Source organism: Flavobacterium sp., from assembly GCF_031363805.1.
Classification (GTDB): domain Bacteria; phylum Bacteroidota; class Bacteroidia; order Flavobacteriales; family Flavobacteriaceae; genus Flavobacterium.
Genome location: NZ_JANLVD010000094.1, coordinates 1 through 26,450, shown reverse-complemented (window position 1 = coordinate 26,450; position 26,450 = coordinate 1). Strand labels below are relative to the sequence as shown.

General features: G+C 32.0%; 25 protein-coding genes. 15 read left to right on the top strand and 10 right to left on the bottom strand.

Annotated elements, in window-relative coordinates:
- Positions 1-225 precede the first annotated feature (225 nt).
- Positions 226-1,260: a ligase-associated DNA damage response exonuclease gene (locus tag RMN92_RS05670; protein ID WP_309608496.1), complete on the bottom strand. Its 1,035-nt coding sequence runs from the start codon at positions 1,258-1,260 to the stop codon at positions 226-228.
- A gap of 391 nt (positions 1,261-1,651) precedes the next feature.
- Here RMN92_RS05670 and pruA point away from each other — a divergent pair, with 391 nt between their 5' ends.
- From pruA to RMN92_RS05650, 4 genes are all read left to right on the top strand, one after another.
- Positions 1,652-3,280 (top strand): L-glutamate gamma-semialdehyde dehydrogenase, encoded by a 1,629-nt coding sequence (gene pruA / locus RMN92_RS05665; RefSeq protein WP_309608495.1) that lies wholly within the window; start codon positions 1,652-1,654, stop codon positions 3,278-3,280.
- 240 nt (positions 3,281-3,520) lie between these two features.
- Positions 3,521-4,327, top strand: coding sequence for a hypothetical protein (locus RMN92_RS05660; RefSeq protein WP_309608494.1), 807 nt, complete (start codon positions 3,521-3,523; stop codon positions 4,325-4,327).
- Positions 4,328-4,338: 11 nt separating this feature from the next.
- Positions 4,339-5,385 carry a thiol-activated cytolysin family protein gene (locus RMN92_RS05655; protein ID WP_309608493.1) on the top strand — a complete coding sequence of 349 codons (1,047 nt, stop codon included), beginning with the start codon at positions 4,339-4,341 and terminating at the stop codon, positions 5,383-5,385.
- Positions 5,386-5,571: 186 nt separating this feature from the next.
- Complete coding sequence (locus RMN92_RS05650; RefSeq protein ID WP_309608492.1) at positions 5,572-6,204, top strand: hypothetical protein; 633 nt, start codon at positions 5,572-5,574, stop codon at positions 6,202-6,204.
- Between the two features lie 73 nt (positions 6,205-6,277).
- Here RMN92_RS05650 and rsmG read toward each other — a convergent pair whose 3' ends face one another.
- Positions 6,278-6,907, bottom strand: a complete 630-nt coding sequence (gene rsmG, locus RMN92_RS05645; RefSeq protein WP_309608491.1) for a 16S rRNA (guanine(527)-N(7))-methyltransferase RsmG — start codon at positions 6,905-6,907, stop codon at positions 6,278-6,280.
- Between the two features lie 105 nt (positions 6,908-7,012).
- On the opposite strand from rsmG, the gene RMN92_RS05640 reads away from it, so the two are divergent.
- The 8 genes from RMN92_RS05640 (at position 7,013) to RMN92_RS05605 (ending at position 12,937) form a co-directional block, all read left to right on the top strand.
- Entirely contained in the window at positions 7,013-8,107 is a 1,095-nt protein-coding gene (locus RMN92_RS05640) for an acyl-CoA desaturase (RefSeq protein WP_309608490.1), read from the top strand.
- A gap of 81 nt (positions 8,108-8,188) precedes the next feature.
- The gene (locus tag RMN92_RS05635; RefSeq protein ID WP_309608489.1) at positions 8,189-9,379 is read left to right on the top strand and encodes a pyridoxal phosphate-dependent aminotransferase; all 1,191 of its coding nucleotides are present in this window, start codon (positions 8,189-8,191) and stop codon (positions 9,377-9,379) included.
- Positions 9,380-9,466: 87 nt separating this feature from the next.
- On the top strand, positions 9,467-10,630 hold the full coding sequence (gene purT / locus RMN92_RS05630) for a formate-dependent phosphoribosylglycinamide formyltransferase (RefSeq protein ID WP_309608488.1): 1,164 nt from the start codon (positions 9,467-9,469) through the stop codon (positions 10,628-10,630).
- Positions 10,631-10,661: 31 nt separating this feature from the next.
- Entirely contained in the window at positions 10,662-10,958 is a 297-nt protein-coding gene (locus tag RMN92_RS05625) for a DUF6370 family protein (protein ID WP_309608487.1), read from the top strand.
- Positions 10,959-10,961: 3 nt separating this feature from the next.
- Positions 10,962-11,537 (top strand): Crp/Fnr family transcriptional regulator, encoded by a 576-nt coding sequence (locus RMN92_RS05620; RefSeq protein ID WP_309608486.1) that lies wholly within the window; start codon positions 10,962-10,964, stop codon positions 11,535-11,537.
- A 99-nt stretch (positions 11,538-11,636) separates the two neighbouring features.
- Positions 11,637-12,359, top strand: coding sequence for a pirin family protein (locus tag RMN92_RS05615; protein WP_309608485.1), 723 nt, complete (start codon positions 11,637-11,639; stop codon positions 12,357-12,359).
- 22 nt (positions 12,360-12,381) lie between these two features.
- Entirely contained in the window at positions 12,382-12,666 is a 285-nt protein-coding gene (locus RMN92_RS05610; RefSeq protein WP_309608484.1) for a GNAT family N-acetyltransferase, read from the top strand.
- 46 nt (positions 12,667-12,712) lie between these two features.
- Positions 12,713-12,937, top strand: coding sequence for a (4Fe-4S)-binding protein (locus RMN92_RS05605; protein WP_309608483.1), 225 nt, complete (start codon positions 12,713-12,715; stop codon positions 12,935-12,937).
- A gap of 54 nt (positions 12,938-12,991) precedes the next feature.
- Here RMN92_RS05605 and RMN92_RS05600 read toward each other — a convergent pair whose 3' ends face one another.
- Positions 12,992-14,620 carry a hypothetical protein gene (locus RMN92_RS05600; RefSeq protein WP_309608482.1) on the bottom strand — a complete coding sequence of 543 codons (1,629 nt, stop codon included), beginning with the start codon at positions 14,618-14,620 and terminating at the stop codon, positions 12,992-12,994.
- A 149-nt stretch (positions 14,621-14,769) separates the two neighbouring features.
- On the opposite strand from RMN92_RS05600, the gene fabD reads away from it, so the two are divergent.
- On the top strand, positions 14,770-15,642 hold the full coding sequence (fabD, locus tag RMN92_RS05595) for an ACP S-malonyltransferase (protein WP_309608481.1): 873 nt from the start codon (positions 14,770-14,772) through the stop codon (positions 15,640-15,642).
- A 62-nt stretch (positions 15,643-15,704) separates the two neighbouring features.
- Here the strand turns inward: fabD and RMN92_RS05590 are convergent, their stop codons facing one another.
- From RMN92_RS05590 to polA, 6 genes are all read right to left on the bottom strand, one after another.
- Positions 15,705-16,571 (bottom strand): hypothetical protein, encoded by an 867-nt coding sequence (locus RMN92_RS05590; RefSeq protein WP_309608480.1) that lies wholly within the window; start codon positions 16,569-16,571, stop codon positions 15,705-15,707.
- 44 nt (positions 16,572-16,615) lie between these two features.
- Positions 16,616-17,869: an MFS transporter gene (locus tag RMN92_RS05585; RefSeq protein ID WP_309608479.1), complete on the bottom strand. Its 1,254-nt coding sequence runs from the start codon at positions 17,867-17,869 to the stop codon at positions 16,616-16,618.
- Positions 17,870-17,947: 78 nt separating this feature from the next.
- Positions 17,948-19,027 (bottom strand): exopolyphosphatase, encoded by a 1,080-nt coding sequence (locus RMN92_RS05580; protein WP_309608478.1) that lies wholly within the window; start codon positions 19,025-19,027, stop codon positions 17,948-17,950.
- A 246-nt stretch (positions 19,028-19,273) separates the two neighbouring features.
- Positions 19,274-19,918, bottom strand: a complete 645-nt coding sequence (locus RMN92_RS05575; protein ID WP_309608477.1) for a queuosine precursor transporter — start codon at positions 19,916-19,918, stop codon at positions 19,274-19,276.
- A gap of 342 nt (positions 19,919-20,260) precedes the next feature.
- Complete coding sequence (locus RMN92_RS05570; protein WP_309608476.1) at positions 20,261-20,851, bottom strand: carboxymuconolactone decarboxylase family protein; 591 nt, start codon at positions 20,849-20,851, stop codon at positions 20,261-20,263.
- A 42-nt stretch (positions 20,852-20,893) separates the two neighbouring features.
- Positions 20,894-23,722: a DNA polymerase I gene (polA, locus tag RMN92_RS05565; RefSeq protein ID WP_309608475.1), complete on the bottom strand. Its 2,829-nt coding sequence runs from the start codon at positions 23,720-23,722 to the stop codon at positions 20,894-20,896.
- A 226-nt stretch (positions 23,723-23,948) separates the two neighbouring features.
- Here polA and RMN92_RS05560 point away from each other — a divergent pair, with 226 nt between their 5' ends.
- Together RMN92_RS05560 and RMN92_RS05555 are read left to right on the top strand one after the other, a co-directional pair.
- Complete coding sequence (locus RMN92_RS05560) at positions 23,949-25,184, top strand: metallophosphoesterase (protein ID WP_309608474.1); 1,236 nt, start codon at positions 23,949-23,951, stop codon at positions 25,182-25,184.
- 116 nt (positions 25,185-25,300) lie between these two features.
- Positions 25,301-25,597 carry a thioredoxin family protein gene (locus tag RMN92_RS05555; RefSeq protein WP_309608473.1) on the top strand — a complete coding sequence of 99 codons (297 nt, stop codon included), beginning with the start codon at positions 25,301-25,303 and terminating at the stop codon, positions 25,595-25,597.
- Between the two features lie 4 nt (positions 25,598-25,601).
- On the opposite strand, the gene RMN92_RS05550 is transcribed toward RMN92_RS05555, so the two are convergent.
- On the bottom strand, positions 25,602-26,255 hold the full coding sequence (locus RMN92_RS05550) for a polysaccharide deacetylase family protein (RefSeq protein ID WP_309608472.1): 654 nt from the start codon (positions 26,253-26,255) through the stop codon (positions 25,602-25,604).
- Positions 26,256-26,450: the final 195 nt, after the last annotated feature.

Below are 26,450 nucleotides of genomic sequence, written 5' to 3'. Positions count from 1 at the left end.
AAACTTTATCTTCTGGCGAGACATTTTTAAAATATTCAGTCAATGCATCGACTTTAACTGTCGTTTTATTGGAACTGTCGAGTGCTTTTATTAGGTTGGCGAAGTTTTTCATTTTTTTACCGCTAATTCGCTAATTTTTTAATTGTATTTGATTTTTTTTAGCCACGAATTACACTAACTTTTTTATTAATTCGTGAAAATTCGTGAAATTGGTGTGAAAAAAAATTATAATTCTTGTGGAATGATTTCTGTTTCTTCAGCTTTTTCCATTTCAGCAGCTTCACCTTCATATTGTGTTTTTTCCGTTCGTGCATCGTAACCCAATTCGCGTAAATATTTGGAGAAAATATCAGTGTAACCGTGTGTACAAATAATTTTTTCTGCGCCTGTGGCTTTGATACTATCCAACAAAGAATACCAATCGCAATGATCACTAAGCACAAAACCTTTGTCAATTGCTCGTCGTCGTCTTGCGCCACGAAAAGCCATCCAACCACTTGCCGAACCAGTTACAAAAGGCGTCATTTTTCTTATCCACGTACTTCCGTGAGCACTTGGCGGTGCCAAAACAATGTTACCTAGTAAATCTTCTTTTTTGGTGTCACGCGTAACCAAAGTTGTGGGCGGAAAATCAACCATCGGACGCAAAACATTCGTCATATTTTCAATTGCGCCGTGTGTAAAAATTGTTCCATTATCTGTATCTAAATATTTCAATAATCGTTGTGCTTTTCCCAACGAATATCCAAATAAAATCGAAGTTTTACCTTCTGCCCTATTTTCTGCCCACCAATTATTAATGTCTGTCATCACTTCAGCTTGTGGAATCCATTTAAAGGCGGGTAATCCAAAAGTACATTCTGTAATAAAAGTATCACATTTTACCACTTCATACGGAACAGAAATTCCATCATCTTCCGTTTTATAATCGCCAGTAAAAACCCAAACTTCACCTAAATGTTCCACTCTAATTTGTGCACTTCCAATAATATGTCCGGCAGGATGAAGCGAAAATTTTACGTTATTTATTACAAAAGTTTCATTCCAATCTTTTCCAGTCACATTTATTTCGCCCAAACGATGCCGAATTATGGGCACATTGGTGTTGTGCGTAATATAATTTTTGTGTCCCCAACGCGAATGATCGGCGTGACCGTGCGTTATTATGGCATTTTTCACCGGTCGCCACGGATCGAGATATACATCGGCTTGCTGGCAATAAATCCCTTTGTCATTAAATGCTAAGAGTGGAATTTTCATTAATTATGAAGTTTCGATAAAATTACAATTTAAAAAACATCCCAAAAATAATTGTAATCACTTTAACAATTGTTATACTTTGTACGAATTAAATTGTTTAATTTCTACTTTTTTTTAGAAGCTATTCCAGCTTTTCATTCCAAGTTTTTTTGTTTCAAACTATTTTTGCAAATCCAAAAAAGAGCTTCCTGTGGTCGCTTTTTTTGTCAGGCAAAAATTAGTTTTCAACTTCAAAAAGCTTTCCATTTCAATCTGGGCTAAAACCGAAATACCTACAAGGTTAAAAAAACCTTGCAGGAAATGAATTATCCTTCGTACTTTTGTGTAAAATTAAATAATTCGCATTTTAATTATCTAATTATCACATTTTCTAATTATCAAATTCAATTATATGTTAAAAGGATTTTTTCAAGTACCAAAAGCCGTAAACGAACCAGTAAAATCGTATGCGCCCAACTCACCAGAAAAAGCAGCCGTTCTTGCCGAGTATAAAAAAATGTGGAATACCACAATCGATGTTCCATTATATATAGGTAGCGAAGAAATTCGCACCGGAAACACCAAAACAATGACGGCACCACACGATCACAAACATAGTGTTGGAACCTATCATTTAGCCGAAAAAAGTCACGTAGAAAAAGCCATTGCAAACGCATTGGAAAGCAAAACCAAATGGGCAAATATGGCTTGGGAACAACGAGCAGCTATCTTTTTAAAAGCTGCCGAATTAATTGCTGGACCATATCGTGCCAAAATAAATGCGGCAACAATGATTGCGCAATCTAAAAATATTTTTCAAGCAGAAATTGATGCATCGTGCGAATTGATTGACTTTTTACGCTACAACGTAGAATTTATGACGCAAATTTATGGCGATCAACCAAAATCAAATTCTGATGTTTGGAACCGATTGGAATATCGTCCGTTAGAAGGATTTGTATATGCCATTACACCGTTTAATTTTACAGCAATCGCGGCAAATTTGCCAGCAAGTGCTGCAATGATGGGAAATGTTGTGATTTGGAAACCAAGTGATAGTCAAGTTTTTTCAGCCAAAATAATTATTGATGTTTTTAAGGAAGCTGGTGTTCCAGATGGCGTTATCAATGTGGTTTTTGGCGATGCACAAATGATTAGCGAAACTGTTTTTGCTAGCCGTGATTTTGCTGGAATTCATTTTACAGGATCAACACACGTTTTTAAAGACATTTGGAAAACTATTGGAACCAACATTCATCATTATAAAACCTATCCAAGGATTGTAGGTGAAACGGGTGGAAAAGATTTTATTGTAGCGCATCCAAGTGCTAATGTGAAGCAAGTTGTTACAGGAATTGTTCGTGGCGCATTTGAATTTCAGGGACAAAAATGTTCTGCAGCATCAAGAGCTTATATTCCACAGAGTTTGTGGAACGATGTAAAATCGCAATTAATTACCGATGTAAAATCGTTAAAAATGGGTTCACCAGAAGATTTTGGCAACTTTGTAACAGCAGTTATTCACGAAGGTTCATTTGATAAATTAGCAGGTTTTATAGACCAAGCAAAAAAAGATACTGATGCAGAAATTATTGTTGGTGGAAATTACGATAAATCGGTTGGATACTTTATTGAGCCAACAGTTATTGTAACAACAAATCCGAAATATGCTACAATGGAAACCGAACTTTTTGGACCCGTAATGACCATTTATGTTTATGAAGATAAAAAGTGGGCAGAAACTTTAAAATTAGTAGATGAAACTTCAGAATATGCTTTAACTGGAGCCATTTTTAGTCAAGACCGATATGCCATTGAAGAAGCCACAATTGCTTTACAAAACGCAGCAGGAAATTTCTATATTAACGACAAACCAACTGGCGCAGTTGTTGGAATGCAACCTTTTGGAGGTGCAAGAGCTTCTGGAACGAATGATAAAGCAGGTTCTGCATTGAACTTATTGCGTTGGGCTTCACCCAGAACAATTAAAGAAACCTTTGTAACACCTGAAGATTATCGTTATCCGTTTTTGGGAGAGTAAATTATTAGTCGAAAGTCTTAAAGTCGAAAGTCTTAAGTTTAAAAAAAGTTCATTCAGAAATGTTTGAACTTTTTTTATTGATTAAGGTGTATCATTCTTACTTAGTAGATTTTATTAACTTTTATTACGGTTTAACCTCAACAAATCAGAAATTTACATTTGTTAAATTTTTGTTAATATATTAATAAAATATTGGGGGGGGGATTTGAAAATCAATACTTTTGTAAAAAATTAACGAGTATGAAAAAAGTAATTACCCTTGTAGTATTGACATTTATGTTTTCATGTAGTAAAGATGATTTGGGAGAAACCGTAGCCGAATCTCCAATTCTACCGACTGCTTTTACTATTTTATCAGATCCTAATAAAACCATGAATAATCTTGTAGTGGGTAACAGGATTGAGTATGCAATAAAAATAGAAAATTTCGATACAAATCCAGATGTCTTATACGTTTTAAAACCAATTGTCGGCAATGCCTCCAAACACCAATTGAATAGAACTGATTTTAATTTTCAAACATTAGAACCAAATGATGTTTATAAAAGTAGAGACAGTATTATCATTAAAAATTCAAATACTAAAATGTACTTGCAAATTTTGCGTCCTGGTACTTTTCAACATGAATACACACTTCAAAAAATGATTTCGAACAAAAAAATAAATGCAGTTGCCAAACAACCAATTTTATTTAGTGCTGTAAAAATTAATATTTGGTCACCTACGGTGGAAGTTGTTGAGGGTAATTTTTGGCATTCATCAGAACATTTGCGTTATTATTATTTTAACATTGACGATGGCGAAGAGCAATTTGATAATTATTTAACCAATAGTGATAGCAAATCACATGTGTATTTAAGCAATTATGAAGGTGGAGAAATAAGTGGTGGTTTTACAGCACACAATACTTTTATTTTCAAAAATAGCGTACACGAATTTAGTGCGCCAGTTCCAATTTACACTTATGTAATAAACGAAATTAAAATCACGCAGAATATAACAGCATCTCCTGTAAACATAATTAGATACAATAACATTTCCTTTTAAAACTCAAAACAATGAAAACACAATTTAAAAATGCATTTTACTTAACTTTAGGCTTATTAATCTTTGCTTCCTGCACTAAAGAAGATGAAGTTGTAGTAACTCCTTCAACAGATTTAAACCAATTGCAACCAGTAAAATATGATGCTGTAGCAGATAAAATTACCAGTTCTGTAAAAACTGGGAATTTGGTTTTTAATCCTGCAACCAACACAAATCAATTTGAATATTTAACAACTGTTGAAAAACAAACAACGTTAACACCACTCTCTGTAGTAAGTGTAAGTAATATAGATGTTATATATCCTGGTAGTATTTTGAGAGGTTCTTCTTTTTTAAATACAACTTATGACCCTTTGGTATTAAAAAATGCTTTTAAACCTGTAGTGCTTTCTGGAACACTTAGAGGTGTAAATTTAGAGGTTACCGCAGAGCCATTACCAAAATTAAGTACTGTTAGAGCTTCAATAAACACCTTGATGAATAATAATAAAGGACAATTTAGCGTTAATGATGTACCTTCTGTTTTTGAATATGAAAGTGTTGATATTATAAATCAGAAAAGTTTTACTGCGTCTTTAGATGTACACGGTAGTGCGGAAGTATTGGGCGGCATTGCCTCTGTAAGTTTAAATTATAGCGCTGCTGGTGGTACAGCAACTACTAAAAAATACACAATGGTAAAAATGAGACAATGGCTTTATAACTTTGCTATTGACCCAAAATATTATGGAGACTGGATTGATGGCGCAATAGATATTGCAGATTGTGGAACTCATGAGCCAGTATACATAAGCAGTGTAGATTATGGGAGAGTTGCTTATATTTTAATAGAATCTAGTGAAACCAAAGAATATATTGAGGCTATGATTGCTACCACTGCAAAAGTAGGAATCACTGGTGTAGTTAGTGGAAGCAGCGATGCAACTTACAAAGCAAGATTTGACCAATTGATAAGCCAAAACAAAATTAAGTTTATGATAGTTGGCGGGCCTGCTTCACTAGGTCAGCAAGTAACAGATTTTGCAACATTTAAAACTTTTGTTCAACACCAAGTGTAAATGATTTAGTTTCGTCTTCAGTGCCAATTTCTTATAAAGTAAGAAGACTGAAAGACAATACTCAAGTAGAGGTTAAAGATATTTATGCTACACAAATAAAAGAGTTAAAAGCTGAGTAAACAAAAATATTTATAAATTCAAAAGTGCAACTCATAAAAAAGTTGCACTTTTTTAAATTAAGAAAACATGATGAAGTTAAAATTATCAATACTTTTGATATTGACATTAGTGAGTAGTTGCAAAACGACTGAGCCTAAAACAGTTACTAAACAAGCATTTGTAATTGACGATATTGCCAAAGTAAAAATTGTAAATGGCGCAGAGGTTTATATCATGAATTCTCCTTTAAGAGAATATGAAGTGGTTAAAGAAATAGAAACATCTGCAAAATTTAAAAATATTTTGGAAGATGGTTCAGTTGCGAAAAACATGTCTGAAAAAATAATTCAGTTTATATCGAAAGCAAGAAAATTGGAGATACCATTCGACGCAGTGCTTTATACAAGCGGAAAAACTATAGTTTGTATTAAATTTAAAGGAAACAGTACACCAAAAAATTCAGGTTATGCCAAAATAGAAAAAATAGGAAATTTATATGCCTTTATAATGTGTACACCAAGTCAACCATATGACGTAATTGGCGAAACAAACGAAGGATTAAAACTTAAAAGCTTGGTAACTCTTGGTATGGTTAGCAATAGTATCTCGACCGATGTTGATAAAATGATAGACGAACTAAAAAATAATAAAGGTATAGAAGCTTGTGTTTTTAATGGCACAAGAGGAGAAGCTATAAAATTTGTAAAACCAAAAAATTAGTAAATTAAATATAAACCACAAATTCACAAATTTTCCAAATAATATTTTTTTAGATTTGTAAATTGGTGGTTTATTAAAGTTTAAACTTCAAAGGCAAATGAACCACTTTTTTAGTTTCAAAGAATTCATTATCAAAAAATTCTGAAATATTATATTCCGTAGCTTTTGGAAAAGCTGCTAATTCTTGGGTTAAGTCGCCACCTTTTAGATATAAAATTCCATTTTTAAGTTCGTGTTTATTGGTTTTTTTAATTTTATCTTTTACCCAAGAAACAAAATCAAGCATATTGGTCACGGCACGACTTACAATAAAATCATAATCGCCTTTTACATTTTCGGCTCTAATTTGCTCAGCTTTTACATTTTCTAATCCTAAACTTTCAGCAACAGCTTTGACTACATTTATTTTTTTTAGAATGACATCAATCAAATAAAATCTAGTTTCTGGAAATAAAATAGCCAAAGGTATTCCAGGAAATCCGCCACCAGTTCCTACATCTAAAACATAAGTTCCAGGTTCAAATTCTTGAATTTTTGCGATAGCGAGTGAATGTAAAACGTGTTTGGTGTACAACTCATCAATATCTTTTCTAGAAATGACATTTATTTTTGAATTCCAATCATGATATAATTCTTCCAATTTCTGAAATTGATCTTTCTGAACGCCACTCAATTCAGGGAAATATTTCAATATTTCGTTCATATTCTATAATTTTTAACAAAAGTAATACTTTCAAGTCGAAATATTTAACTCAAATTTGCACAACGAACATATTATAATAATTATATTTGCAAATTATAAACATATATGAATAATACAGCCCCAACTTTTGCACGTAACGATTCTATGAAATTTTTTAGAACTTTAAATTCTAGAGTCAATAACTATTTTAAGGAAAATAACATTCAAAAAACAGGAAATTGGAAATTGCACTTAAAAACTGTAGTTATGTTTGCTATGTTTTTGGTTCCTTATTTTTTTATACTTTTTATGGCTATGCCTTTTTGGGTTCATTTTCTAGGAGCTATAATTACTGGAATAGGAATGGCAGGAGTAGGAATGAATGTAATGCATGATGGAAATCACGGATCATATTCTTCTAAACCATGGTTGAATAAAATTATGGGTGGAAGCATATATATTCTTGCAGGAAACGTTTACAACTGGCAAGTACAACATAATGTTTTGCATCATACCTATACTAATATTCCTGGACATGACGAAGATTTAGATGCTGGTCGTGTGATTCGTTTTACAAAAGAAGCCAAATGGGAAAAATTCCACGCTTTCCAACATTATTATTCTATTTTTCTTTACGGATTATTGACTATCAATTGGTGTTTAACTACAGATTTTAAACAAATGGGTGGTTATCTTAAAAGAAAATTATCTTATGGTGATGCACCAAATCCAAAAAATCTTTGGACTGGTCTTGTGATTTCTAAAATTGTATATTTTAGTTTTTGGTTGGTTATTCCACTTTTGTTTGTTACTTGGTGGAAAGTTTTAATTGGCTTTTTTGCTATGCATTATACTGCAGGTCTAATACTAAGTGTAGTATTTCAATTGGCACATATTATAGATGATACTACAAATCCAAATCCAAATCCTGAAGGGGAAATAGAAAACACTTGGGCTATACATCAATTATTTACTACAGTAAATTTTGCACCAAGAAGTTGGATTGTAAATTGGTATACTGGTGGATTAAATCATCAAGTCGAGCACCACCTTTTTCCTCATATTAGTCACATCCATTACGGTAAAATTGCAAAAATCGTAAAGGAAACTGCACAAGAGTGTGATTTGCCTTATTATGAATACAAAACGATGTTTAGTGCCGTTATTGCACACTTTAAACATTTAAAAGATTTGGGGCAAAAGCCACTTTTGGCCGCCTAAAAATTATCTGGAAGACGCACTAAATAGTGCGTCTTTTTTAATTATATTTGTTATCTAACTATAAAAAATCTCAACAATTCGATGGAAAATCTTCTTTCAGATAGAATAAATAATTTATCTACTTCTCAAACTTTAGCCATGGCAGCATTGGCAAGAGAATTAAAACTTCAAGGAAAAGACATTATTAGTTTGAGTTTGGGTGAACCAGATTTTAATACCCCAGATTTTATAAAAGAAGCGGCCAAAAAAGCTATTGACGAAAATTACTCTCAATACACACCAGTTGATGGGTATTTGGAATTGAAAGAAGCCATTTCAAAAAAGTTTAAAAGAGATAATAATTTAGATTATAAACCATCTCAAATCGTAGTTTCAACTGGAGCTAAACAATCATTATTTAATTTGGCACAAGTACTTTTGAATCCTGATGATGAATGTATTTTGCCTGCTCCATTTTGGGTTTCTTATTCAGAAATTGTGAAAATGGCAGATGGAATTCCAATTGAAGTTCCAACCACCATTGAAAGTGATTTCAAAATAACACCAGAACAACTGGAAAAAGCCATTACACCCAAAACAAAAATGATAATGTTCAGTTCTCCTTGCAATCCAAGTGGCTCAGTTTATAATCGTGAAGAATTGACTGCTTTGGCAAAAGTTTTAGAAAAATATCCAAAAATATTTATAGTTTCTGATGAAATATATGAACATATAAATTTTACAGGAAATTTTTGCAGTATAGCAACTATTCCTGGCATGTATGACAGAACTATAACTGTAAATGGCGTTTCGAAAGCATTTGCGATGACTGGCTGGAGAATTGGTTATATTGGCGGACCAGAATTCATTGCCAAAGCTTGTACCAAAATGCAAGGTCAAATAACTAGTGGCGCCAATAGCATTGCACAACGAGCAACAATAGCAGCTGTTGAAGCAGATCCAAAAGAAATTAAATTTATGGTCACTGAATTCCACAAACGTAGGGATTTGGTAGTTGGTCTGTTAAAAAATATTCCTGGTATAAAAATTAATAATCCTGACGGTGCATTTTACGTTTTTCCAGATGTTTCTTCATTTTTCGGAAAAACATTAAAAGGTACTTTAATCAAAAATGCTGATGATTTCTCCATGTATTTATTAGCTCAAGCCAATGTAGCAACAGTAACTGGAGATGCTTTTGGAAACCCAAATTGCATCCGTTTTTCTTATGCTACAAGTGAAGATTTACTTACCGAAGCATTGCGAAGAATAAAAGAAGCTTTAGCTGAATAAGATCTGTTAATAAAACACAAATTTCACTAATTTTCACAAATACAATTAGTGATAATTAGTGAAATTTGTGTTTAATAAAATTATAAAATGCCAAAAATATTATTGTTAGGTTCTGGCGAATTAGGAAAGGAATTTGCAATTGCTGCCCAACGCATTGGACAAACCATCATTGCAGTTGATAGTTATGAAAATGCACCAGCCATGCAAGTGGCTCATGACTTTGAAGTCATCAACATGCTTGATGGCGAAGAACTTGACAGAATTGTTGCGAAACACAAACCAGATTTTATAGTTCCAGAAATTGAAGCCATAAGAACTGAACGTTTTTATGATTACGAAAATCAAGGCATTACCGTTGTGCCATCTGCGAAAGCAGCAAATTTCACAATGAACAGAAAAGCCATTCGTGATTTGGCATCGAAAGAATTGGGATTAAAAACGGCAAACTACAGATATGCAACCTCATCATTAGAATTGAAAAAGGCAGTTTTAGAAGTTGGTATTCCGTGTGTGGTAAAACCATTAATGAGTTCTTCTGGAAAAGGGCAATCAACAATTAAAACACAATCTGATGTGGATAAAGCTTGGAATTACGCAGTAGAAGGTTCTCGTGGCGATGTTGTTGAAGTTATTGTAGAAGCATTTGTTAAATTTAATTCAGAGATAACTTTATTGACTGTCCTTCAAAATAATAATCCAACTTTATTTTGCGCGCCAATTGGTCACAGACAAGAACGCGGCGATTATCAAGAAAGTTGGCAACCCGCCAAAATTTCAAAAAAAGATTTAAATGAAGCTAAAAAAATGGCAGAAAAAGTAACCCAATCATTAGGCGGAGCTGGTCTTTTTGGAGTCGAGTTTTTCTTGACAGACGATGGTGTTTATTTTTCAGAATTATCACCGAGACCACATGATACTGGAATGGTAACCCTAGCTGGAACTCAAAATTTCAATGAATTCGAATTGCATTTGCGCGCCATTTTGAGCTTGCCTATTTTTGAAATTACTTTAGAAAAAGCTGGAGCGAGTGCTGTAATTTTAGCTTCTGAAAACAGTAACAATCCAACCTATTCTGGAATTGAAGAAGTAGCAAAGTTTCCAAAAACAGATTTTAGAATTTTTGGCAAGCCAAGCTCGAGACCTTATAGAAGAATGGGTGTTGTTCTAACAAATGATACATTTGAAACTCCAATTGAAGAAATTGTGGAACGAGCCAAAAAAATAGCTACTTTAGTCAAAGTAAATTCATAAAAAATATCATGAAAAATATAATTTTATTTCGTTGTTATTTGTAGCATTTTCAATGAATGCTCAAGAAAAAAAGGAAGCAAAAAAATCGCAAATTGTGGATGTCGCTTGTGGTCAATGCAAATTTGGAATGGTTTCTTTAGGATGTGATTTGGCTGTTCGTATAGATGGAAAATCATATTTTGTGGAAGGTACAAATCTTGATGACCACGGAGATGCACATGCCAAAGATGGTTTTTGTTCTGCCATAAGGAAAGCTGAAGTAGAAGGAGAAATTGTTGGAGATAAATTTATGGCATCATCGTTTAAATTGTTACCCATAACCAAATAATAAATGACTCTCATACTTGAGAACATAGCAAAACATGTTTCTTTAACTACCAAAGAGGAGGAACTTTTTTTATCAAAAACTTCTGTACATCATTACAAAGCCAAAAGTATTTTGCTACATGCTGGCGAAGTTTGTAAATATTCCTATTTTGTAAATTCTGGTATTTTAAGAAGCTTCAATATTAACGATAATATTGTAGAACATGTTTTACATTTTGCCTGTGAAGGTTGGTGGATTGGAGATATGTATAGTTTGCTTTCTCAAAAACCTGGTAATCTATTTATAGAAGTTCTTGAAGATGCCGAGCTGGTTTTACTTTCGAAAGAAAATCAAGAACAGTTGTATTTCGAAATTCCAAAGCTTGAAAGATTTTTTAGAATTCTTACTGAAAATTCACTTATTACACATCAAGAAAGATTGATGGATAATTTAAGTTTGCCAGCCGAAGAACGTTTTGAAAAATTTTGTAAAAAGTATCCATCATTGATTCAGAACATTTCTCAAAAAAACATAGCTTCGTACATTGGTGTCACACCAGAATTTTTTAGTAAAATAAAGTCCAGATTGATACGAAAATAAATTATTATTTTTATCAAAAACATTTCTTAACCTACATTAAGTGCTTAATAATCTATCTCATAGTAAATTTGTGTTATAAAAAATATTAAATTTATAGTTATGGAAAACATTGTTTTACACAAAGCCGACACCAGAGGAAACGCCAATCATGGCTGGTTAAATGCTTATCATAGTTTTAGTTTTGCAAGTTGGTACAATCCCGATAGGGTCCAATTTGGTACATTAAGAGTTTTAAATGACGATACTATTGCTGGTGGAATGGGTTTTGGAACACATCCTCATGATAATATGGAAATAATTACTATTCCATTGGAAGGCGATTTGGCACACAAGGATAGTATGGGAAATACGGAAGTGATTAAAAATGGTGATATTCAGGTAATGAGCGCTGGAACTGGTGTTCAACATAGTGAATTTAATCCGAATGAAGACAAACAAACCAAATTGCTTCAAATTTGGGTTTTCCCAAACAAGAGAAATGTGGAACCTCGATACCAACAAATAACTTTAAATCCAGACGATAGAGATAACAAACTGCAACAAATATTATCCCCAAATCCAAATGATGCGGGTGTTTGGATTCACCAAGATGCTTGGTTTCATTTGGGTAAATTTGAAGCAGGAAAAACTACCAATTATGAATTAAAAAAAGAAGGAAATGGGTTGTACTTTTTTAATTTGAAAGGAGAAGTTACAGTCAATGGTCAAGAATTATCTGATAGAGATGGCTTGGGAATTACTGATTTTAAAACATTAGAAATTAAAGCCAATTCAGATGCAGAATTTTTATTATTGGAAATTCCAATGGAGCAAAAGTATTAATTCGATTTTAAAAAATAAAAATATGAAAGAAGAGGCGCAATTAAAAATCAATGGTGAAAAGGGATTTTTTCATATTGATGTAGATGGAAAACAGCAAGCAATGATGACTTTCCTGTTTGCTGGAAATGACAAAATTATTATTGACCACACCGAAGTTAATACTGAAAGTAACGGGAAAGGTTTTGGAAAAAAAATGGCACTAAAAGCCATAGCATTTGCAAGAGAAAAAAATATAAAAATAATTCCACTTTGTCCCTTTGTAAAAAGTGTTTTTGATAAAAATCCAGAATATAGCGATGTTTTGTAAATATGAATATTTATTAAAATCAGGTAAGTTTAAAAAATATATAATTATGGATCCAAAAGATATTACAAAAGAATATACTAATGGTGAAATTACAGTAGTTTGGCAATCTGGAAAATGCATTCATTCTGGAAATTGTGTTCGAGCAAATCCAAATGTTTTTCAGCCCAAAGACAAACCTTGGATAAAAATTGATGCAGATTCTTCAGATAAAATTATGGAAGCTGTAAACAAATGCCCATCGGGTGCTTTAAGTTTTTATAAAAATGAATAATTGAAAAAGCGTTAAAATTTTAATTTCAACGCTTTTAAAGTATTCAATACAATTCTAATTCTTCATATTTAGGTTTTCAAAACTCGACACATCAATAACTTCTTCATTGTCAATATCGAAAGAAATTTTCACTTTGTCGCCCACAATACTTACTGGTAATTGATTCGAAATTTGCGATGATCCCACAAAAATATTAGGATAATCTTTGACGGTGAAATAATAAAAACTATTCCCGTTTTTCACATCGTTTTGAATTCTAGAAATTACAGATTCTACCGTTTTTTTTGTGGATTCGGTTTGTGGATTTATTTTATTATCTGCCATATTGTAAACATTTTTGTATGATGTTAAGGTTTCACGCATTGTGTTTCCAACACCAACAATAGTATAATCGCTTATGGCAACCATGGCAAACATTTTGACCAAACCACCTTTGTCTTTCAGCGTCATCACGTAAGTAGGAATGTTATTTATATTATAAGGAATTGGCAGGGATGCAAAATATCCTTTTTCCTGCACTTTTCCTTGTGCAGAACTTTGAGCAGCATATTCTGTGGCGCCGCCTTGCTTGTAAAATGTGGTTTTTTTGGTTCTAGTATCAACCAAAACGAAACCAACAGCAGATTCATCTTTTCCAACAGAGGTTAATCCTGTATACCAATATGATTTGTTATCATGACCATACACCAAAGTCAAACCTTCAGTTATTTTGAGTTTGTTTGAATTTGAAAAATTCCAGTAACCATTTACATATTCTCCCCAATCGTTCAATTGATTTTCAATAAAATCAATGGGTTGCACTCTATCTACCCACTTTGGTGTATTGGCAATTGAATATTGTTTCAAAGCTCCAGTTTCCACATCGACAATGACAACACCTGTAGCATCGTTTCCACTAAAACCTATTTTTTTGGTAAATTTTGTAACCACCCAAAATGGTTTTCCACTGTCGTCAATTTCAAAAGTATAATCTGTTAAACCAACGGTTGAAAACCCATTGAAATAAATATGCCTGTGTATATCACTTTGAAAATAGGCATTTTGTTGGTATTTTATTTTTACAGGTTTTCCTTCAACATTTTGAATGAGTTTTACATCGCGTTCATTTGTTGCTGAAACCATTACATAACCTGTAGTTCCTTCTTTATTATTTAACCATTTGAAAAATCCAGAGTGCAATAATGGTGCTACCCAGTATAATTTATTGTTTACTTTTTGAATACAAAAATTACCCAACTGTACTTGGCTTCCTAGAGCTGGCTGGGTACCCAACACTTTTTCGCCCAATAAATACGCCAAATCTTCATCGACTACACGAATTTCATCCATAGAAATAGGTGCAATATGAGTAGAAATTTTATCGCCATTTTCAACTTTACCTATTAATTTTTGATAATCGGCGCTTCTAAACATAGGAAGACTAGTAAGAATTGGAAAACCTATCACATAAATTAAAAGTAGCACCACTAAATAAAGTATAAACTTATTTGGCTTGGATAGTATTTTAAGTTGTTTTGTTTTTGGATTCACTTCCAATTTTGTGGTAATAAAAATTGTGAGAATGAGTAAAAAAATTAAAATAATGCCCAATTGTGTAAATCCATAATTGATTACAGGAAGATTAAAGTAGAAAAGCAAAAATCCAAGTAGTATAATTATTAAAAAAGGTATAATTTTTTTCATTTTAATTTAAGTTTTGTTTACATTAATTAGACGTAAAAAAAAGAATTAAGTTACAAATAAAGTATTTCTGTTGATTCTAAAAAAAGTATTATTTTTGTTACTGTTTGAAGTACAAATAAAATTGAAGATTAAATATTAAATTGATAAATATGAAAGCATATATATTTCCAGGTCAAGGAGCACAATTTACTGGAATGGGCAAAGAATTATACGAAAATTCTACTTTAGCCAAAGATTTATTCGAAAAAGCCAATGATATATTGGGTTTCAGAATTACAGACATTATGTTTGAAGGTACAGCTGAAGAACTAAAAGAAACCAAAGTAACTCAGCCCGCTGTTTTTTTGCACTCTGTAATTTTGGCTAAAACATTAAAAGACTTTAAACCAGAAATGGTTGCTGGACATTCTTTGGGCGAATTTTCGGCACTGGTTACCAATGGTGTTTTGAGTTTTGAAGATGGATTAAAATTGGTTTCAAAGCGTGCCATTGCAATGCAAAAAGCGTGTGAAATAAAGCCCTCGACGATGGCAGCAGTTTTGGGTTTGGCAGATGAAATTGTGGAACAGGTTTGTGCTTCAATTGATGGAATAGTAGTCGCTGCAAACTACAATTGTCCTGGACAATTGGTTATTTCTGGAGAATTTTTGGCAGTCGAAAAAGCATGCGAAGCCATGAAAGAAGCTGGCGCAAAAAGAGCTTTATTATTACCTGTTGGCGGTGCTTTTCACTCACCTTTAATGGAACCAGCTCGATCAGCATTGGCAACAGCCATTGAAGCAACAACTTTCTCTACTCCTATTTGTCCAATATATCAAAACGTAATTGCACAAGCTGTTTCGGATCCTTTAGAAATCAAGAAAAATTTAATTTTGCAGTTGACAGCACCTGTAAAATGGACACAATCTGTTCAACAAATGATTAAAGATGGCGCCACATTATTTACAGAAATTGGACCTGGAAAAGTTTTGATTGGATTGGTTGGAAAAATTGACAAAGAGGTAGAAACGGCATCAGCCTAAGTTTAAAAAATTAAAAGAGGTAATTTTAAAATAGAAAGTTACTTGACATCATTAATATTTGTTTATCTCAAATTGAGTTTCTTTTTAAGAACCAAATTTGATCTGTCAAAAATATTTACATAATACATGCCTTCCTCTAAATTTTCAACTTGCAACTCTTCATCGATTTTAATTGTCTTATTTTTATAGTTCACCATTGTTTGAGTACTGAAAAATAATGTTTTATCTCCGAAATTTTTCGATTTTTTGTTGCCAACTATATTATTTTTACTGTCTATAATTTGAATGTATAGCACGTTACTTGAGGGTTTAACTAGTTTATTTTCTCCTATTGAAAAACTCACTGTAAAAAGGTCGGCCTTGCTGGCTTTTTCAGTTTCAACTTTTTTTCCAGAACTTCTAAGTTTATAAGCTATAGTTTCTAGACCATAATAATATAACTTAGAAGCCTCGGTAACTTTTTTAGATAAGACTTCATTATTATTTGTCAAGGTATCGTTAAGAATTTTTTGCTTATTTAAAATTAAGTTGGTACTATCTGCCTTTTTTTTGTAATAATTTAATTCTTTCATTAGAACAATTATTCTTTCATTAACATTATTCACACCTTTTTTTAACTTATTGATCTGATTTAAATTAAGGTTATTATTTTTGATTTCGACAATTAATTTTTTTACTTTTTCTTGTTCAAGCGCCAGTTGACTATTTAAATTTGTTTTGCTACTTATGGCTTGGTCTAGAAATACATTTGATTTTTCTAAATCTTTTAATATTGATAATTTTTCTTCTCTAAGTGATACAATAATACTTTTGGTCCTGTCGGATATTTTGTAAATATAAAAAAGAGACCCTAAGACAACAAAACTCAACAAAATGATTATAATTTTGAAACCTTGAGTATTGTTTTCTTTTTTAACTTTTTTTTGCATGATTTTTTTTGAACGTTGTAATAATAAAATTTGAATACAATTAATTAAATATTAATTTTTTTTACTTCTACAGTTGTAGATTCAAATTTTATATTTTTATCTAATTTGTAATATAGTGAAATTCCGACCAAACCTATGGCTCCCATAAGTAGCCAATTGGAGAAATAACTAAAACTTTCAATGACACTAAAACCTATTTTGGGGCTTAGTATTTGTGCAGCACTGAAACTCATAGCATACATGGCCATATATCTTCCCTCATGACCTTTTATTGCTCGGTTAAATGCAAAAGTATTTGAAAATGAAAACAATAAAACCTGACCGAAAGTTATCAATAAAATGCTTAGTATTAAGCCAGAAATTGATTTTGAGAAAATTAAACAGAAAAATCCAGACGCCATAAATATAGATCCTAATAGTATAATTTTGGTTGCTTGTGTGCCTTTTCTTTCAAGATATCCAATTAACGGCATTTCAAATAGAAAAATAACGAGTCCGTTTAAAGATAAAAGCAATCCAATTTGAAGTTCACTTAAGTTTAATTTTTCTGTATTATATAATGGTATTGTGGTAAATAATTGAAAGAATAAAAAAGCAGTTAAAAAACTAGCCAATAAAAAAAGAATGAAATTTTTATCGTTTTTTGGATGCTTATCATTAGACAATATTATTTTTTTATCTCTTTGTATTATTTTTCTGGCTTTGTAAAATTTACTTTCATCGATAAGCAACATAAATGCTGAAATTGATACTATACAAGTTATTCCATCTATCCAAAAAAGATAATCATAATTATCTCTCGTGATTAGTAATCCAGCAATAATTGGACCCGAAACGATCCCTAGATTTACTGCCAATCTTACCAATGTTAATGCTCTTGTTCTGTTTTCTTTGTTTGTAAAATTGGATACAGCCACATACATCGCTGGCTTGTACATATCTGCAAATGTGGTTATTATAAAAAGTCCTATACAGATTTCTATAAAATCATATAAAAACATTATTGCAATGATACCAAACCCAGTTAAGAATAGACTAATTAACATAATGGTATAAAAACCTATTTTATCTGTAAGTCTTCCACCAATCCAAGAGCCAAATAACGAACCAAAACCTATGCAAGCCATCATCCATCCAATTTCTCTAAAACTAAATGCAAAGCTTTCATGCAAATATTTTGTCATAAATGGCATAACCATAGCACCAGCTCTATTAATGTAGGTTATTAATGTGAGCACCCATATTTCTTTTGGGAAACCTTTGAAGTTATTGATGTAGGAATTTAAATAACTTTTCATTTTATCAAATTTTTAATCAATAAAAGATTATTTGGGGCAAATCTTTTATTAATAATTTAGATAGCTGAGTGTAATGATTTAATAAATTTTCTTGATTTTTTTTGATCTGTCTGCTATGTATGAAACCAACCAAGCAATTTGACCTTCTTTGGCAAAATAAAGTTTTTTATTATCTATACCAGGTATAGCTTCAAGACAAACTAGTAAAATGTTGCTGGCAGAAATTAAGTATTTCTGACTATAGGTTTTTAAAACTTTTTCAACATCTTTATCAGTTTTGGCTAGATCTTCATATTTTTTAAAATTATTTTTTAATACGGCATCGTAATAAATAACATCTTCTAAATTAAATTTGCTATAATTTTCTTTTGCAGCACCATTATAAAGTGTATAAAATGCCCAAACTGCACCACCTGACATAAAAACTTTTTCTTTTTCGAGTGCAACAGGGCTCGCACCGTACATTTTGTTTACTTGATCTCTTAAAATAGGTAAAAATCCAAAAGATTTTTCATTGTATTCTGCAATATCTTGATCTTTCGTTTTTTTAATAACCGCTTCTGTCAGCGTTACTGTTCCGTAGTTTAGGGCTAATGGGAAAAACACAAAATTTTCATTATTTAAAGTATCAACATAACCGCCTTTTGTATTGCCACCGCCTATATCTAAAACCATTGAATTTTTATAATCAACAGGCGGAATACATCCTTTTAGTAACATTTTACCTTCGGTTTGCGAATCTATAAATTCAAGCTCTTTGTTGGTAGCTGCCTTAATTTTTTCTGTTAACTCTTTGGTGTTTTTTGCCATAGCAACTCCAGATGATCCAACAATAAAGATGTTTTCATCTGGGACATTAAATTCAGTTTTAATTTTTGTAAGATTTGCAGAAACTACTGTGGTAGTTTTATCCATCTCCTCTTTTCCTAAGTTTCCGTCAATTGATATTCCTTTGGCAATACCAACGTTTTCAGACCAATAAGATAAAATATTGTAGCTTCCCTTTTTAATGTTTGTAACATTTAAAACAGACATTTTGATGCCTTTGCTTCCAATTTCTATTCCAGCATAAAGTGTACTTTGAGAGAAAGTTTTTAAAGGAAAAAGTACTGTTAATGATACAAAAACAGTAAGCAGTAGGTTAAGTTTTAGTTTCAACGATTTAAGTTTTAATTAATATGATTTAAAAAAATAATAAAAAAATCAACATTTGGGCCAATATTGTTTTTTAAAGATTAATTTTTGTTTTCGGTTTTTATTTCAGTCTAATTTTAATAATTTATAATATTTAACGGTCAAAAGTATATATTTAAATTTGAACTACCAAAAATAAAATTAACTTTATATTAACAATGACTTTTAGACTAAAATTTAAATCAAGATATAAATTTTACATTTTTATCTTTATTCAGAAATGTATTTTTTAATCAAACTGTGACCTACATATATTAATGGTGTTAGCAATATAGCAATTGCCAATTTAAAAGTGTAACCTGTTAAGGCAGAAGTTAAAAATGTTTGAAAATTTATTTTTCCTGGTAGCCAAAAAGCAATTCCCAAAACTATAAATGAATCAAATAATTGTGAAACAATTGTTGAACCCGTGGTACGCAACCATATTTTCTTATCGCCAGTTTTATTTTTAAAATACCAAAAAATACTTACGTCGATTAATTGCGAAAATAAAAAGGCCACAATACTACCTACAATTATCCACATACTCTGTCCAAAAACAGCTTGAAATTGAGCGTCGTTTACTGGACTTATTCCTTTTGCTGCTGGAATTGCTATTGCAAATAATAAAACAATAAATGCATAAGCTATCAAGCAAGCAGTTATAACTGATAACTTTCTGACTCCTTTTTCTCCAAAATATTCATTTATCAAATCGGTGGTTAAAAAAACGACTGGCCACGGTAAAATACCAATACTCATAACGAATGGTCCAATTTGGATAAGCTTCCCTCCTATTAATTCAGCTGTTACAGCATTTGTGATAAAAATACCCGATAAAATCACGAAAACGAGTTCTTTTTTGGTTTTGAACATAAATATTGTTTTACCAAAGTTAAGAATTTTAAGATATTTTTTATTTAGTTTTTTAAAATGTTTATTGGTAGAATATAATTTGACAATAATAAAGGTGGAAATGAAAAGATTTTGCAGGTAAATACTTAGATTATTGTATCTGAAATAATATTAAAACATACTTTCCAAAAATTCATACATTGCCCCAGATTGCAGCAATAGCCCCGAGGTATTAAAAGCTATTTTTTCTAGGAGCAACAGAGCGACCAAAGGAAGCTCCTGTTGCGAGACTAGAAAAAAAGCTTTTGAAACGAGGGCTAGAGCAAAAAGCTGGAATAGGCACAAAAAAATACAATTGAATTATTATTTATGCTTCCCAACTTGCCAATCGTGCTTGCCTAAATATTTTTCGGCACTTTCTATAGCACCTTCTTCTACAACTGTTCCCATAGAATCATTCCAGCGATTAAGATAGCCAAAAAGCGAAATCACGCCTAGCATTTCTACAATTTCGCCTTCGTTCCAATATTTATACAATTCGGTTTTAATATTATCATCAACCGCATTTGGAATCATGGTGGCTGCAATTGAAAAATCTAACGCTATTCTTTCTGCTGCAGAAAATGCAGCATGTGTTTTATATTCCCAAACATTATCAAGTTGTTCTTGCTCGGCACCATATCTTTCGGCAGCACGAATGGTGTGCGCTTGACAGTAACGGCAACCCGCAGCATTGCTTGAAACCCAGCCAATCATTCTTTTTAACGCAGAAGTTACCCGACCATGATTTTCCATAACAGCCATATTCAAATTGATAAATGCTTTGGATATTGCAGGGCGGTGTTGCATTGTCAAAACTGAATTTGGACAAAAACCCAAAGTTTCATTGAAAAATTCAGCTAGTTTCCGAGTTTCTTCGTCGTGGTTGGATGGCAATGGATTGACTAGTGGCATAAGTGAAATAAATTTTAGTAAAATAAAGTTTTGAGTGTATATTTAATGCGCTTCTAACCAATTTTTGCCCATTCCTAATTCTACATCTAGCGGAACATCCATTTTGAAGGCATTTTCCATTTCATGTTTTATCATGGGCTGAATTTTTTCTAACTCTGAATTATGAACGTCGAAAACCAATTCGTCATGTACTTGCAACAGCATTTTGGATTTCCAGTTTTCTAAACTTAATTTTTTATGAATATTGATCATCGCAATTTTGATAATATCGGCAGCACTTCCTTGAATCGGCGCATTTACAGCATTTCGTTCTGCTCCGCTTTTCACCATCATATTGGCAGAATTAATATCTTTCAAATAGCGTCTTCGTCCTAAAACGGTTTGTACATAACCATTTTCTCTAGCAAAATCAACCTGATCTTGCATGTAGGATTTTAATTTTGGATAAGTTTTATAGTAAGCATCAATCAAATCGGCGCTTTCTTTTCTGGATAATGATGTTTGGTTACTCAATCCAAAGGCAGAAACGCCATAAATAATTCCAAAATTGACAGTTTTGGCATTGCTACGTTGTTCTTTTGTTACTTCTTCAAGTGGCACATTAAATACTTTTGCAGCTGTGGATTTGTGAATATCTTCATTGTTTTTAAAGGCTAAAATCATATTTTCTTCGCCAGAAAGTGCAGCAATAATTCGCAATTCTATTTGGGAATAATCGGCAGAAAGTATAGTGTAATTTTCATCGCGAGCTATAAAAGCTTTTCTAATTTGTTGTCCTCGTACCGAGCGAATCGGAATATTTTGCAAGTTCGGATTATTGGAACTCAAACGTCCCGTTGCAGCCACAGTTTGCATATAATCTGTGTGAACGCGACCTGTTTTTTTATCGACTTGGTTTGGCAATGCATCAATATAGGTACTTTGCAACTTCACCATTTGTCGCCATTCCAAAATATCTTTTACAATTTGATGTTCGTTTGCTAAATAGGAAAGTACTTCTTCGCCCGTGGCGTACTGCCCAGTTTTGGTTTTCTTTTGCTTTGCTTCACCAATTTTCATTTTGTCAAATAAAACCTCACCCAATTGTTTTGGTGAAGCCAAATTGAATTTCTCGCCAGCGGTTTCATATATTTTTTGTTCCAATTGAGAACTTTCTTTTGCCATTTCAACCGACATTTCTTTCAGAAAAGGAACATCTAGATTTATTCCTTCCAATTCCATGGCTGCCAAAACAGGAATTAATGGAATCTCGATCTCGTCAAATAATTTTTTGGTTTCTGCTTTGTCCAAAATCGGGCTAAAATTTTGCTTGAGTTGAAAGGTAATATCAGCATCTTCGGCTGCATATTCTTTAATGTCTTCCAAAGCAACATCTCGCATCGATTTTTGATTTTTTCCTTTTTTACCAATCAATGTTTCTATCGATTTTGGAGAATATTTCAAATAAGTTTCGCTTAAAACATCCATATTATGTCGCATGTCTGGATTGATGAGATAATGTGCAATCATGGTGTCAAACAATTTGCCTTTGATTTGAACGCCATAATGCGAAAGAATTTTTAAATCATATTTGATGTTTTGACCTATTTTTTCGATGGTTTCACTTTCAAAAAATGGTTTGAATTTGTCTACCAAAATTTGTGCTTCCGCTTGATTTTCTGGAAACGGAATGTAAAATGCTTTTCCGCTTTCGTAAGAAAAAGACATACCTACCAATTCTGCATTCAATGCATCGATTCCCGTAGTTTCAGTATCAAAACAAACCGATTTTTGATTCATTAAATTTTGAATCAATAATTTAACGGGTAAATCGCCTTGAACAATTTGGTAGAAATGAGTTGTAGTTTCTAAGGTTGCGTAATATGAATTGGGTTTTGCTTCCTCATTATTTTCATCAGAAAAACCGAATAAATCAAACTGCTCTTCATTGGTTTTCTTAGCTACTGCTTTTTTGGTTGGTTGTGTAGTTTCAGTTTCAGCAATAGCTTCAGGATTGTATAATTTGTCAAATTGCGATTTCATTTGTCGAAATTCCAATTCCAAAAATAATTCATCGGTTTTTTCGATATCTGGTTTTGATAGTTCATAATCTTTTTCGTCAAACACAACTGGACAATCCAATAAAATGGTAGCCAGCTTTTTCGAAAGAATCCCTTGTTCTTTATTGGCTTCAATTTTTTCTTTCATTGCCCCTTTTAGCTTGTGGGTATTAGCTAAAAGGTTTTCCATAGAACCAAATTCTTTCAATAATTTTTTGGCTGTTACTTCTCCAACACCTGGCAATCCTGGAATATTATCGGCTGCATCGCCCATCATACCTAAAAAATCAATGACTTGTTCTGGACGCTCAATTTCAAAACGTTCCAAAACTTCGGGAACGCCCCAAATTTCTATTCCGTTGCCCATTCTGGCGGGTTTGTACATAAAAATATTTTCAGAAACCAGCTGTGCAAAATCTTTATCGGGCGTGACCATAAAAACTTTGTAGTTTTGTTTTTCAGCTTGTTTGGCGATAGTTCCTATCAAATCATCGGCTTCTACACCTGCAATTTCTATGATAGGAATGTGCATGGCTTTTAGCAATTGCTGAATATAAGGAATGGCAATCCTTATGGCTTCGGGTGTTTCTTGACGGTGCGATTTATATTCTTGATACATTTCGTTTCGAACATCGCTTCCGCCTTTGTCGAATGCAACCGCAAGATGGTCGGGTTTTTCTCGTTTAATGACATCCATCAAGGCATTCATAAATCCCATGATGGCAGAAGTATCTAGGCCAGTTGAGGTTATTCTTGGGTTTTTTATAAAAGCAAAATAACCACGAAATATAAGCGCGTAAGCATCGAGAAGGTAAAGGCGTTTTTGTGACATGAAATTGTAAATTGAATTTAAAATGTAAAAATATAGAATTTACTTCAGGATTAGAAAAAATAACGATTAAGTATTGACAATTTATTACTGTAATTAAAACAAAATAAATATTCAGCTTTGATATTGAACTTAAAATCAAACCCTCAAATTATATTTAAGTTAAAAATTATCTAACAATATTATTTTTAACTCATATTCTTCGTTATTTTGTATAAAATTTAAAAAAATGATTTTTCGCTTTTTATTCCTTTTTGTTTTTCTATTTATTGTTGAATTGTATGCTTTTCAAGTATTTAGAACTTTATTGAAAACAAAATGGATATTATTATTTTATATTGCTGGAAGCGTTTTGGCACTTATTTATATTATATATTCCATTTCAAAATACGATCCATCGGTTGGACAAACTCAAAAAAGTTTATTTGTCATGGGATTTATGCTGTTAGTTTACGTTCCGAAAATGATTCTTGCACTTACTATGTTTGGAGAAGATATTTTTCGCTTTGGCTCAGGAACAATAAACTATTTTATAGATAACGATGTGAAAACATCTTTTTTGCCTTCCAGACGAAAGTTTGTAAGTCAAATTGGCTTGGGCTTGGCTTCGATACCTTTTCTATCCTTAATTTATGGCATTACAGTTGGAAAATATAATTTTAAAGTTATCAAACAAAATATTTTTTTTCCAGATTTGCCCGATGCTTTCGACGGTTTTACGATTACTCATATTTCAGATATTCACAGTGGAAGTTTCGACAATCCTGAAAAAATAAACTATGCTGTAGATTTAATTAATCAGCAAGTTTCTGATATATTACTTTTTACTGGCGATATTGTAAATGCCAAAGCAGAAGAAATGCATCCTTGGCTCGAAACTTTTAATAGATTGGAAAAACCAAAATACGGTAAATTTTCAATTTTAGGAAATCATGATTATGGCGCTTATTTAGAGTGGAAATCAAACAAAGCCAAAGAAGAAAATTTTATAGCAATTAAGGATTTGCATCGTCAAATAGATTTTAAACTGTTGCTAAATGAACACGTAAAAATCAAAAAAGGGAATGAAGAAATTGCCATTATTGGAGTAGAAAATTGGGGGAAACATTTTGATAAAATAGGTGATTTAAACAAAGCATCAGCAGGAATATCTGATAACGATTTTAAAATATTGATGAGCCATGATCCAAGTCATTGGGAAGAAGTTGTGAAAAATCATCCAAAAAATGTACAATTAACTTTAAGTGGACACACACACGGCATGCAGTTTGGAATAGAAATTCCAGGTTGGTTCAAGTGGAGTTTGGCGCAATATGTTTACAAACAATGGGCTGGTTTGTACGAAAATGTAGGAAGATATATTTATGTAAACAGAGGTTTTGGATTTCATGCCTATCCTGGAAGAGTTGGCATTATGCCAGAAATAACAGTTATTAGATTAAATAAACAAGTAAATAAAGTTTAGGAAAATAATAAATGTTAGCGTTTTAAAACAATTTAGTTTCAAAGATTATTTGAAAAATTGCGATAAAAAGCGCAAAAACATTATATTTGTATTACAAAGTTTAATAATATTACACTATGTCAAAATTTGGAGAACTTATAAATGCGCAAATTCCAGTCTTAATTGACTTTTATACAGATTGGAACGAATCTTCGCAATCTATGCATCCTGTTATTAAAGATGTAGCAGCTGCGCTTGGAGATAAGGCAAAAGTAATAAAAATTGATGTTGATAAAAACCAAGAATTGGCCGAAGCACTTCGCATAAAAGGTTTGCCAACTTTAATGATTTATAAAGATGGTCAAATGATGTGGAGACAATCTGGTGAATTGGATGCAAATTCTATCATTAATTTGGTGCAAGAACAGATTTAATTTATCATCTAATTGTATCAAATTGATATCCTTTTTCTTTTAAAATTTCAATTGTTTTTAGCAAAGCATATTCAAGATTTTTGAATGATTTTTGACTATCGTGAAAAACGATTATACTTCCTGAAGTTACCTTTTTTGTGGCATTTCCCAAACATTCTTCTTTTGTAATGGTTTGGTCAAAATCTGCACTCAAAATATCCCACATTATAATTTTGTAACCCAACTGTCTTAATTTTTTTGATTGTGATGGTTTTATTTTTCCGTATGGCGGACGGAACAGATTTGAGATTTGAGATTTACGATTTAGGATTTCTAAATTCTTAAATTTCTCATTACACAAAGCAACGTTTTCTAAATACTTATTTGATTGGGTTTTCCATCCGTTTAAATGATTAAAAGTATGATTTCCAATTGAATGGTCATCACTAATTATTATTTTTAAAATGTCTGGATGGTTTTCAATATTTTTCCCAATGCAAAAAAAAGTAGCTTTAATGTTGTAATTTTTTAAAACTGAAAGCACCCATTCTGTAACTTGTGGTGTTGGACCATCGTCGAAAGTCAAATAAATTTTATTTTCAGAATTTGGAATGTCCCAAACCTGATTATTGAATAATCGCTTGATAAATTTTGGTGTTTTTATCCAATAAGGCTTCATTATTATTAGATTGTTCGATTATTAAATTGCCAGATTATTCGAAGAATCGAAAAGTCTAATTATCGAACAATCAAATTAATTTATTCCATGTCGCGACCAAAACGTTCAAAACGCTTGTTGTAGCTATTAAAAATTACTTTTTGTTGGCTATAAAATTCAATATCTTTATTGTCTTTCATGACCATCAATAAACTT

Excerpts from the sequence above, each read along its gene's own strand:
- RMN92_RS05670 (WP_309608496.1), bottom strand. The coding sequence starts at position 1,260 with ATGAAAATTCCACTCTTAGCATTTAATGACAAAGGGATTTATTGCCAG.
- pruA (WP_309608495.1), top strand. The coding sequence starts at position 1,652 with ATGTTAAAAGGATTTTTTCAAGTACCAAAAGCCGTAAACGAACCAGTA.
- RMN92_RS05660 (WP_309608494.1), top strand. The coding sequence starts at position 3,521 with ATGAAAAAAGTAATTACCCTTGTAGTATTGACATTTATGTTTTCATGT.
- RMN92_RS05655 (WP_309608493.1), top strand. The coding sequence starts at position 4,339 with ATGAAAACACAATTTAAAAATGCATTTTACTTAACTTTAGGCTTATTA.
- RMN92_RS05650 (WP_309608492.1), top strand. The coding sequence starts at position 5,572 with ATGATGAAGTTAAAATTATCAATACTTTTGATATTGACATTAGTGAGT.
- rsmG (WP_309608491.1), bottom strand. The coding sequence starts at position 6,907 with ATGAACGAAATATTGAAATATTTCCCTGAATTGAGTGGCGTTCAGAAA.
- RMN92_RS05640 (WP_309608490.1), top strand. The coding sequence starts at position 7,013 with ATGAATAATACAGCCCCAACTTTTGCACGTAACGATTCTATGAAATTT.
- RMN92_RS05635 (WP_309608489.1), top strand. The coding sequence starts at position 8,189 with ATGGAAAATCTTCTTTCAGATAGAATAAATAATTTATCTACTTCTCAA.
- purT (WP_309608488.1), top strand. The coding sequence starts at position 9,467 with ATGCCAAAAATATTATTGTTAGGTTCTGGCGAATTAGGAAAGGAATTT.
- RMN92_RS05620 (WP_309608486.1), top strand. The coding sequence starts at position 10,962 with ATGACTCTCATACTTGAGAACATAGCAAAACATGTTTCTTTAACTACC.
- RMN92_RS05615 (WP_309608485.1), top strand. The coding sequence starts at position 11,637 with ATGGAAAACATTGTTTTACACAAAGCCGACACCAGAGGAAACGCCAAT.
- RMN92_RS05610 (WP_309608484.1), top strand. The coding sequence starts at position 12,382 with ATGAAAGAAGAGGCGCAATTAAAAATCAATGGTGAAAAGGGATTTTTT.
- RMN92_RS05605 (WP_309608483.1), top strand. The coding sequence starts at position 12,713 with ATGGATCCAAAAGATATTACAAAAGAATATACTAATGGTGAAATTACA.
- RMN92_RS05600 (WP_309608482.1), bottom strand. The coding sequence starts at position 14,620 with ATGAAAAAAATTATACCTTTTTTAATAATTATACTACTTGGATTTTTG.
- fabD (WP_309608481.1), top strand. The coding sequence starts at position 14,770 with ATGAAAGCATATATATTTCCAGGTCAAGGAGCACAATTTACTGGAATG.
- RMN92_RS05590 (WP_309608480.1), bottom strand. The coding sequence starts at position 16,571 with ATGCAAAAAAAAGTTAAAAAAGAAAACAATACTCAAGGTTTCAAAATT.
- RMN92_RS05585 (WP_309608479.1), bottom strand. The coding sequence starts at position 17,869 with ATGAAAAGTTATTTAAATTCCTACATCAATAACTTCAAAGGTTTCCCA.
- RMN92_RS05575 (WP_309608477.1), bottom strand. The coding sequence starts at position 19,918 with ATGTTCAAAACCAAAAAAGAACTCGTTTTCGTGATTTTATCGGGTATT.
- RMN92_RS05570 (WP_309608476.1), bottom strand. The coding sequence starts at position 20,851 with ATGCCACTAGTCAATCCATTGCCATCCAACCACGACGAAGAAACTCGG.
- polA (WP_309608475.1), bottom strand. The coding sequence starts at position 23,722 with ATGTCACAAAAACGCCTTTACCTTCTCGATGCTTACGCGCTTATATTT.
- RMN92_RS05560 (WP_309608474.1), top strand. The coding sequence starts at position 23,949 with ATGATTTTTCGCTTTTTATTCCTTTTTGTTTTTCTATTTATTGTTGAA.
- RMN92_RS05555 (WP_309608473.1), top strand. The coding sequence starts at position 25,301 with ATGTCAAAATTTGGAGAACTTATAAATGCGCAAATTCCAGTCTTAATT.
- RMN92_RS05550 (WP_309608472.1), bottom strand. The coding sequence starts at position 26,255 with ATGAAGCCTTATTGGATAAAAACACCAAAATTTATCAAGCGATTATTC.